The organism is Phyllobacterium sp. P5_D12 (assembly GCF_054049495.1).
The window spans coordinates 1-8104 of the sequence record NZ_JBFUMG010000191.1 but is presented as its reverse complement, the minus strand read 5'-3'; the positions used below and the strand labels follow the sequence as shown (position 1 = coordinate 8104).

Annotated in this window: 7 protein-coding genes; 3 read left to right on the top strand and 4 right to left on the bottom strand. The window is 57.9% G+C overall.

Annotated features, from left to right (window positions below; all coding sequences use genetic code 11):
• A partial coding sequence (locus ACXJ5O_RS13985) for an FAD-binding oxidoreductase (RefSeq protein ID WP_457300413.1) occupies positions 1–911 on the top strand: 911 nt, incomplete at its 5' end.
• A 220-nt stretch (positions 912–1131) separates the two neighbouring features.
• Positions 1132–1704 (top strand): DUF6101 family protein, encoded by a 573-nt coding sequence (locus ACXJ5O_RS13980; RefSeq protein WP_457300412.1) that lies wholly within the window; start codon positions 1132–1134, stop codon positions 1702–1704.
• 721 nt (positions 1705–2425) lie between these two features.
• Here the strand turns inward: ACXJ5O_RS13980 and ACXJ5O_RS13975 are convergent.
• From ACXJ5O_RS13975 to ACXJ5O_RS13960, 4 genes are read right to left on the bottom strand one after another with little or no spacing between them, the layout of a single operon-like run.
• Positions 2426–2992, bottom strand: coding sequence for a sarcosine oxidase subunit gamma (locus ACXJ5O_RS13975; RefSeq protein WP_457300411.1), 567 nt, complete (start codon positions 2990–2992; stop codon positions 2426–2428).
• Complete coding sequence (locus tag ACXJ5O_RS13970; protein WP_457300410.1) at positions 2985–5963, bottom strand: sarcosine oxidase subunit alpha; 2979 nt, start codon at positions 5961–5963, stop codon at positions 2985–2987. The genes ACXJ5O_RS13975 and ACXJ5O_RS13970 overlap by 8 nt, the downstream gene beginning before the upstream one ends.
• A gap of 4 nt (positions 5964–5967) precedes the next feature.
• Positions 5968–6324, bottom strand: coding sequence for a sarcosine oxidase subunit delta (locus ACXJ5O_RS13965; RefSeq protein ID WP_457300409.1), 357 nt, complete (start codon positions 6322–6324; stop codon positions 5968–5970).
• A 23-nt stretch (positions 6325–6347) separates the two neighbouring features.
• Positions 6348–7601 (bottom strand): sarcosine oxidase subunit beta, encoded by a 1254-nt coding sequence (locus tag ACXJ5O_RS13960; RefSeq protein ID WP_457300415.1) that lies wholly within the window; start codon positions 7599–7601, stop codon positions 6348–6350.
• Between the two features lie 398 nt (positions 7602–7999).
• On the opposite strand from ACXJ5O_RS13960, the gene rpsU reads away from it, so the two are divergent.
• A partial coding sequence (rpsU, locus tag ACXJ5O_RS13955; protein ID WP_457300414.1) for a 30S ribosomal protein S21 occupies positions 8000–8104 on the top strand: 105 nt, incomplete at its 3' end.

Genomic DNA, 8104 nt, shown 5'->3' with positions numbered 1-8104 from the left:
GGGTAGAGGTTGTGCTTCCCACGGGCGAAATCCTGAACGATCTTCGAACTGTCAAGAAAGACAATACCGGCTATGATCTGAAAGACCTTTTTATCGGCGCGGAAGGTACGCTCGGCGTGATCACCGCGGCAGTCATGAAACTCTTCCCGCTGCCGAAGGGCAAGGGTGTCGCCTATGCAGGTCTTGCCAGTCCAGATGATGCTCTAAAGCTTTTGAGCCTCGCGCAAACCCACGCCGGATCATCCTTGACCGGCTTCGAGCTGATGCCGCGTATCGGTGTCGAGTTTTCGGTAGCCCACACGGACGGCGTCCGCGACCCGCTGGAGGCGCCGCACAACTGGTATGTGCTGATCGATATCTCCTCGTCGCGCTCGACCGAGGATGCTCGGGAGACCATAGAAGCTATCTTGACCGAAGCCTTCGAAGCCGGGCTCGTAGAAGATGCAACGATTGCGGAGAGTACGGCGCAGGAGAAATCATTCTGGCACATGCGGGAGGCTATGTCCGACGCCCAGAAGCCGGAAGGCGGCTCGATCAAGCATGACATTTCCATTCCGGTCGCCCGTATCCCTGACTTCATCGCCGAGGCTGACGCCGTCGTCCTCGATCTCATCCCGGGCGCACGTATTGTTTCCTTCGGCCACATGGGCGATGGCAATTTGCACTATAATATTTCCCAACCGGTAGACGCCGACAAGCAGGCGTTTCTCGATCGCTGGGTTCAAGTCAACAAGAGTGTCCACGATATCGTCCGTGCCTATGGAGGTTCGATCTCCGCAGAGCACGGCATTGGCCAGTTGAAGCGCAAGGAGCTTGCCGGGACGAAATCCCCGGTAGCGCTCGATCTCATGCGCCGGATAAAAAAATCCTTTGATCCTGCGGGTATCATGAACCCCGGAAAAGTGATCTGATTCCGTCAATCATCTGTTCATACCCCTTACCGGAATCTTGGTGCCGGTTGGGTTTCGATAACCATTCCACCTAATCAGAAAGAGTTAACCCCGTTCGTTAAGCGGGATTGGGAGAGTTGGCGCCTATTGTTGCCCTAACGAGACCGGAAAATGGTCCGCACTACAGGGAAATACAGAGAAGACCGGAAAACCGGCTCTCAGGATCGACAGAAGGCGTCACATGAAGAAAACCGGAGCCAAGCCGGTTTGGGCAGGTCGGGAATTCCGGCTTGACCCATTCCATCTGCCACAGACGGTCACTTACGCCACGCGCGACGACCGTGACGATATCACTTTCACGCTGCACGAACGCGGTGCGGTGGTGAAGCGGCTGCTGCCGGCAAGTCATCTGCCCGTTTCGCTCGCCTTGCCCGCCTGTGCCTTTCTTGGCGTCACAGCGCGCGCAGCCGAAGACGACGTTGGGGATATCACGGTAACTCTGGAACTTATGCACACGGACCCGCATCTCTCTGTGCCGTTGCTGGTTGCGCATGATCTCAACGATATCGCTGCGGATTGGCGTGCCTGGTCGGCCCTGTTCAAACTGCCGATGATGCTGGTCGAGGAAGACGGTGTCGCACGGGAGCTGGAACAGAGCATCGGGCCGGTTGCTGTTGCAGCGCCAAAAGAGCGCCGTCAGGGCCGCGAGCCGCACCGTCGTCGTCCGCGCTTTCTTGCCCGTCGCAAGATGGGTGATCTCGGCCTGCGGCTCGTGATTGGCGGCGAGGAGATCATCGCTCAGGGCGGGAAGTAGGAGCGCTCTTATCTCCCCCCTTGTGGGGGGCCGAAGGCGGGCGAGACCCGTGGCTCGCCCCGGTAGGATTTTCTTGGTGTTAGCGTAGCTAACCCTTAGAAAATCCAAGAGCGGGGATAAGTTTTCATGCTGGCRCAGATCCCCTCACTTGCGATTTCTAGCACTTAGCAAGGGCTAAGATGCTGAAATCGCTTTCTCTCCCGCAAGGGGAGAGATAATCGGAATCGACTGTCTGCGCTTCGTTCGCTGACAATCTACGGCCATTTATCCAACACCTCCAAACCTCGGCTATCCTATGCCCGTCCTTTCCATGGGGAGCTGCTTCCGGAGCCGTTCGAAAGTGGGGAAGGACGGCGTGTCAGCGGGCGGGCAACGGACCCAAGCGCTGGCCGACCTGTTCGTCTTCGGAGGTCAATCTGCGCATTTTAGGCAGATATTGCCTCCATTGTTGACGCCAACGCCAATCGTGCGGACACTGCACCGACGGCGACGATGGGCCCGGACTCCAGGCGTTCATCCACTCGCCCCGCGGAACAAGCAGAAGCTGGCCGGCAGGGGGAMAACGTTAGCGGGCGGTCTTCGGATCGCACTACTTATCTACCAAGACGCGCTTCGACGACCGCCCGTCTTCCCAACATGCAAACAATAGCCAGACGCGAAAGCGGGCGTGGCAAGGGGCAAGCACACCCGGTTCTTTGACATACGAAAAATCAGGAATTCACTAGATAGCAACGTCTCGCGCGGATTCCTGCAGAAATGCATAGGCATAATTGGAAAATGATCGCCAGCACTCGACGCGGAAAGCGTCCTCGCCTGTCCGCCACAAGACGATCTCGATTTTGCCGAGGACTGTCCGCGACGCAGCGCCCACCGGGAAAGCATTCAGCGACAGGTCCTGCGGGCAACCGCCATTGATGACCGCGGCGGCTCCTCTGCCGTTCACGACAATCCCGACATTACGATGTGAAATGTCGACCGCCGAATGCAGCACTTTCGCCTTGGCAAGATCGGCAACAACAGCACTATCGGCATTGTCGACGATCAGCCATTCGTCCGGGCCAAGCCAAAGTACGGCACGGCCGCCGCTGGACGTGGAAGTCTTCGGCTTCATGGGCAATGTTAAACCCAGCGCCTTGGACAGCGCGCTAACGGCATCATTCTTGGCGCGAAGCGAAATACGGGTCGCGTTTTCAGCCAGGGTGACCGAGACGGAAGCGACATCCACCTGGCCCGCCTGCAGCGGATGACGTCGTGTTGCCATAGAGCGGTTTACAGTCATCTCAACCATTTAAACGCTCCCCCTTCTCATCGAAAAATACCGTGCCGGTGACTTCAACTTCGATCACGCCGTTCGGCATCGGCACGTACAGCGTTTCGCCAAGCCGCTTCGATCCGTCGATCACCAGAGCCAAAGCAATGGAGCGGCCGCAATTTTCCGACCAATAGGACGATGTCACGTGACCGATCATGGTCATCGGCACTGGCTGGTTCGGGTTAGCGACAATTTGCGCCCCCTCTTCCAGAACTGTCGTCGGATCAACCGTCTTCAGACCGACAAGCTGTTTACGGCCATTGGCCACTAGGTCCCGCCGTAAAAGGCCGCGAATGCCAACATAGTCCGTCTTGTTCTTGCCGATGGCCCAGGTCAGCCCCGCATCATGCGGTGTGACGGTCCCGTCCGTATCCTGGCCAACGATGATGTAGCCCTTTTCGGCACGCAGGATATGCATCGTTTCGGTGCCATAGGGCGTCAGGCCCAAAGGCTTGCCCCGTTCGTAGACGGCCTCCCAGACGGCCCGGCCATAGTCGGACGGCACGTTGATTTCATAACCCGTCTCGCCCGTAAACGACATGCGGAACAGTCGTGTCGGCACACCGCAGATCGTCCCATCGCGCACGCTCATATGCGGCATGGCCTCGTTGGACATATCAATGCCTTCGACCAGTGGCGCGATGATCTCGCGGGCCTTGGGGCCCTGCACGGCAATCACCGCCCATTGCTCGGTTGTCGAAGTCAGCCAGACATCAAGATGCGGAAATTCGGTCTGGAGATAGTCTTCCATATGATGCATGACGCGCGGTGCGCCGCCCGTCGTCGTTGTCACATGGAACCGGTCTTCTGCCAGGCGCCCGACAACGCCGTCATCGTAGATGAAGCCGTCCTCACGCAGCATGATGCCATAGCGTAGACGCCCGACGCCAAGCTTTTCCCAAGGATTGGTGTAAAGCAGCTCGAGGAATTTTGCAGAATCCGGGCCTACGACTTCGATCTTGCCAAGCGTCGACGCATCGAAGATACCGGCTTGGTTGCGCACGGCAACACATTCGCGATTGACCGCAGTGTGCATGTCTTCGCCCGCCTGCGGGTAGTACCAGGCACGCTTCCATTGACCGACGTCCTCGAAAGCAGCGCCGTACGTCTGGTGCCAGCCGTGCATAGGCGTGCGGCGTGTCGGATCGAACAGATCATGCCGCGCGTGATTGACAATCGCGCCAAAGGTAACCGGCGTGAATGGAGCGCGGAATGTCGTCAGACCTACGGCGGGGATCGGCCGGTTCAGAGCCTCGGCGGCAATCGCGAGGCCGTGCAGGTTCGACGTTTTACCCTGATCGGTCGCCATGCCATTGGTGGTAAAGCGTTTGACATGCTCGATGGAGTGCATGCCCTCACGCACGGCCAGCCGTACATCCTTGGCCGTAACGTCGTTCTGAAAGTCGACGAAAGCCTTGACCGTTGTGTCGGCACCGGCGCCGGGCGCCGAGCCAATCATGCCGCCAATCCAATTGGTGCCGCCGGTCGCAACGATAGCTTTGCCCTTGCCTCCGCCCGCTGCATAGGCCTCCTCTAACGTTGTCTGCAAACCGTCGGTTCCATTGCAGGCTCCTATCGAAACGCATTCCTGCGCGTAGGTGCCCGGCAGGAAGCGCTCGTTTGCCGCATCCCATGCGACCTTGCCGCGAGACTGCGAAAACAGATGCACCGACGGCGTCCAGCCGCCGGACATGATCAACGCATCGACGGCGACCTTGCGCTCGCTGCCGCCCCTCGTCGGTTGGATAGACATCGACGACACGCGCCGCTTGCCGCCGGCACTGAAAACGGCGTGGCCCGTCAGGACTTCGATATCGAGTGAGCGGGCAGCGTCCACGACGGCCGGTGTTGGATTGTCGCGCGTATCCACGATAATGGGCACGTCGATACCCGCGCGCTTGAGGTCGATCGCCGCCGCATAGGCTGAATCGTTTGAGGTGTAGACACCGACCTTACGGCCGATGGCGACGCCATATTGATTGAGGAATATTCGCGCTGCCGAAGCGAGCATGACACCCGGGCGGTCATTGTTGGCAAAGACCATTTGGCGCTCGATGGCTCCCGTGGCCAGCACGACCTTTGTTGCCCGAATCTGCCATAGCCGCTCACGCGGCATATCGGACGCTGGATTGCTCAAATGGTCGCTGATGCGTTCTACCAGACCGACAAAATTCTGGGCATAGTAGCCAAAAGCTGTCGTACGGGTCAGGACGGTGACATTGTCCATCGCACGCAACGTCTCGATGGCTGCAACGGCCCATTCATAACCCGGCGTACCGTCGATGATCACATCGCTTTCATAACGCAGTGCACCGCCTGGCTCGGCTTGTTCGTCGCAGATTATCACGCTTGCTCCGGTCGACGCTGCGCTGAGAGCAGCAGTCAGGCCAGCGGCACCCGCGCCGACAACCAGCAAGTCGCAATGAGCAAACCGATTGGAATAGCGGTCGGTGTCCGGCTCGCCCGGAACCACGCCAAGTCCCGCAGCCGCACGAATCTTCGGCTCGTAAATCGTTTTCCACGCGAACTTCGGCCACATGAAAGTCTTGTAGTAGAAGCCCGCGGGCAACATCGGTGAAAACACGTCGTTGATCGCGCCGACATCGAAGGTCAGCGACGGCCAGCGATTCTGTGATTTAACCTTGAGACCGTCGTAAATCTCCTGCACGGTCGCACGCACGTTCGGCTGCTTGCGCGACTTGTCGCGTTCGATATCCACCAGCGCATTCGGCTCTTCGCTGCCGGCAGAAAGAATGCCGCGCGGCCTGTGATATTTAAACGAGCGGCCGACCAGATGAATACCGTTGGCGAGCAGTGCCGAGGCCAGTGTATCACCTTCGAGGCCGGTCAGGCTCTGCCCGTCGAATGTAAAGCGAACGGTCTTCGCCGGGGTCAAGCGGCCTACGCCAGGGATACGGTTACTGCCGGAGTGGGTAGAGGTACTCATTGGCTTATACCTCCACTTTCTTGGCGCGGGAGCGTTTCGTTACGGGGGGTTTGGTTTCGGCAGCCGCCGGTGACAGCAGCGTACTGACATCAGGACGTGGCTCGCCGGCCTTGTAGACCGTCAGGAATTTGTCCGAGACAGAATCGCGCACCGCATTGAAGAACCGGCCGCATCCATGAATATGGCGCCAGCGTTCGAATTGCAGCCCCTTAGGATTCTGGCGAAAATAGAGAAAACCGGCAAAATCGTCGTCCGACTGCTCGATGATCGGATTGGCGCGCACGAGATGCGCTTCCCCGGCATTGCGGAATTCGAGTTCCGGGCGCTCTTCTTCGCAATAAGGGCATTTGATGAGAAGCATGATTCTATCTCGTTTCTTGAAAATCAGTGCGCAACGGCAGCGGCGGCGGCCTCGTCGATCAAACGCCCGGTGGTGAAGCGCTCGATCGTGAACGGCGCGTTGATCCGGTGCGGCTCATCGCGAGCGATCGTATGGGCAAACACGTTGCCCGAGCCCGGCGTCGCCTTGAAACCTCCGGTGCCCCAGCCGCAATTCACATAGAGCCCGGACACAGGGGTCTTGGCCAGGATCGGCGAGCGATCCGGCGTCACATCGACAATGCCGCCCCAGGAGCGCAGCATCTTCAATCGTGTCAGAACCGGGAACATCTCGCAGATCGCATCGAGCGTGTGGTTGATGATGTGGAGGCCGCCGGTCTGCGAATAGGACGTGTATTGGTCGGTGCCAGCGCCAATAACCATCTCGCCCTTGTCAGACTGCGAGATGTACGCGTGAACTGTGTTCGACATGATCACGCAAGGGATGAGTGGCTTGACCGGCTCGGATACCAGCGCCTGCAGCGGATAGCTTTCAAGCGGCATGCGCACGCCGGCCATGTTCATAATGACGGAGGTATGACCAGCTGCCACAACGCCGACTTTCTTGGCATTGATCGGGCCGCGATTGGTATCGACCCCCACAACTGCTCCATTTGGCGCACGGCGAATTCCCGTCACTTCGCAATTCTGGATAATGTGAACGCCGCGATCGGCGGCTGCACGGGCGTAACCCCAGGCAACGGCATCGTGCCGGGCCGTGCCACCACGCCGTTGCAGCGCTGCGCCGATTATCGGATATCGGGCATCCGCTGAAAGATTGATTGGCGGGCAGAACTCTTTGACCTGTTCCGGCGTCAGCCATTCATTGTYGATGCCGTTGAGCCGGTTGGCATGGATATGCCGCTTGAACACCTGCACGTCGTGGATGTTGTGCGCCAGCATCATTACACCGCGCGCCGAATACATCACATTGTAATTGAGGTCCTGGCTGAGACCTTCCCAAAGCTTTACAGCGTGCTCGTAGATACCGGCTGATTCGTCATAGAGATAGTTGGACCGGATAATTGTCGTATTGCGGCCGGTGTTACCACCGCCAAGCCATCCCTTTTCAAGAACGGCGACATTGGTAATGCCGTGCTCCTTGGCAAGATAGTATGCGGTGGCAAGCCCATGCCCGCCTGCGCCAACAATGATGACGTCATATTCCGGCTTGGGTTCGGGCGAACTCCATTGCTGATCCCAGCCTTTATGGGCACGCATGGCCTCGCGGGCCAAGGCAAACACCGAATATTTCCGCATCATCCATTCCCAGCAACTTGGCCCAGCAATTGAGCCATCGCACAGCGATTGTTCGAACCAGTTCACTTGCATGGCCTGTTCAAAAATCGACATCGATTTTGAGAGCGAGGACCATGCTTTATGCATCAGTATCGTATCCGCTTAAAGCTCTTTTGCCATTTTGCGACGGAGATTGGCGCTGCATGCCGGTTAATCTAAAATTACGAGGGACAAGGACATTTCTATCCGAATATCCGCCATTGCCCGCAACAGAACCATGGACATACCCCGAACTTTCTGATAATGGCCACCCTAGTTTGYGATGGATGACCGTCGCGAAGTCTGGTTTGTTGTCCCATAGTCAAGGATTGGGGATTTAAGTCAGGCTCAACGAAATTCTAAGAGATACAGGATAAAACGTGCAGGTACTCGTACGCGAAAATAATGTTGATCAGGCTCTCCGCGTTCTCAAGAAGAAGATGCAGCGCGAAGGCATGTTCCGCGAAATGAAGATGCATGATCAC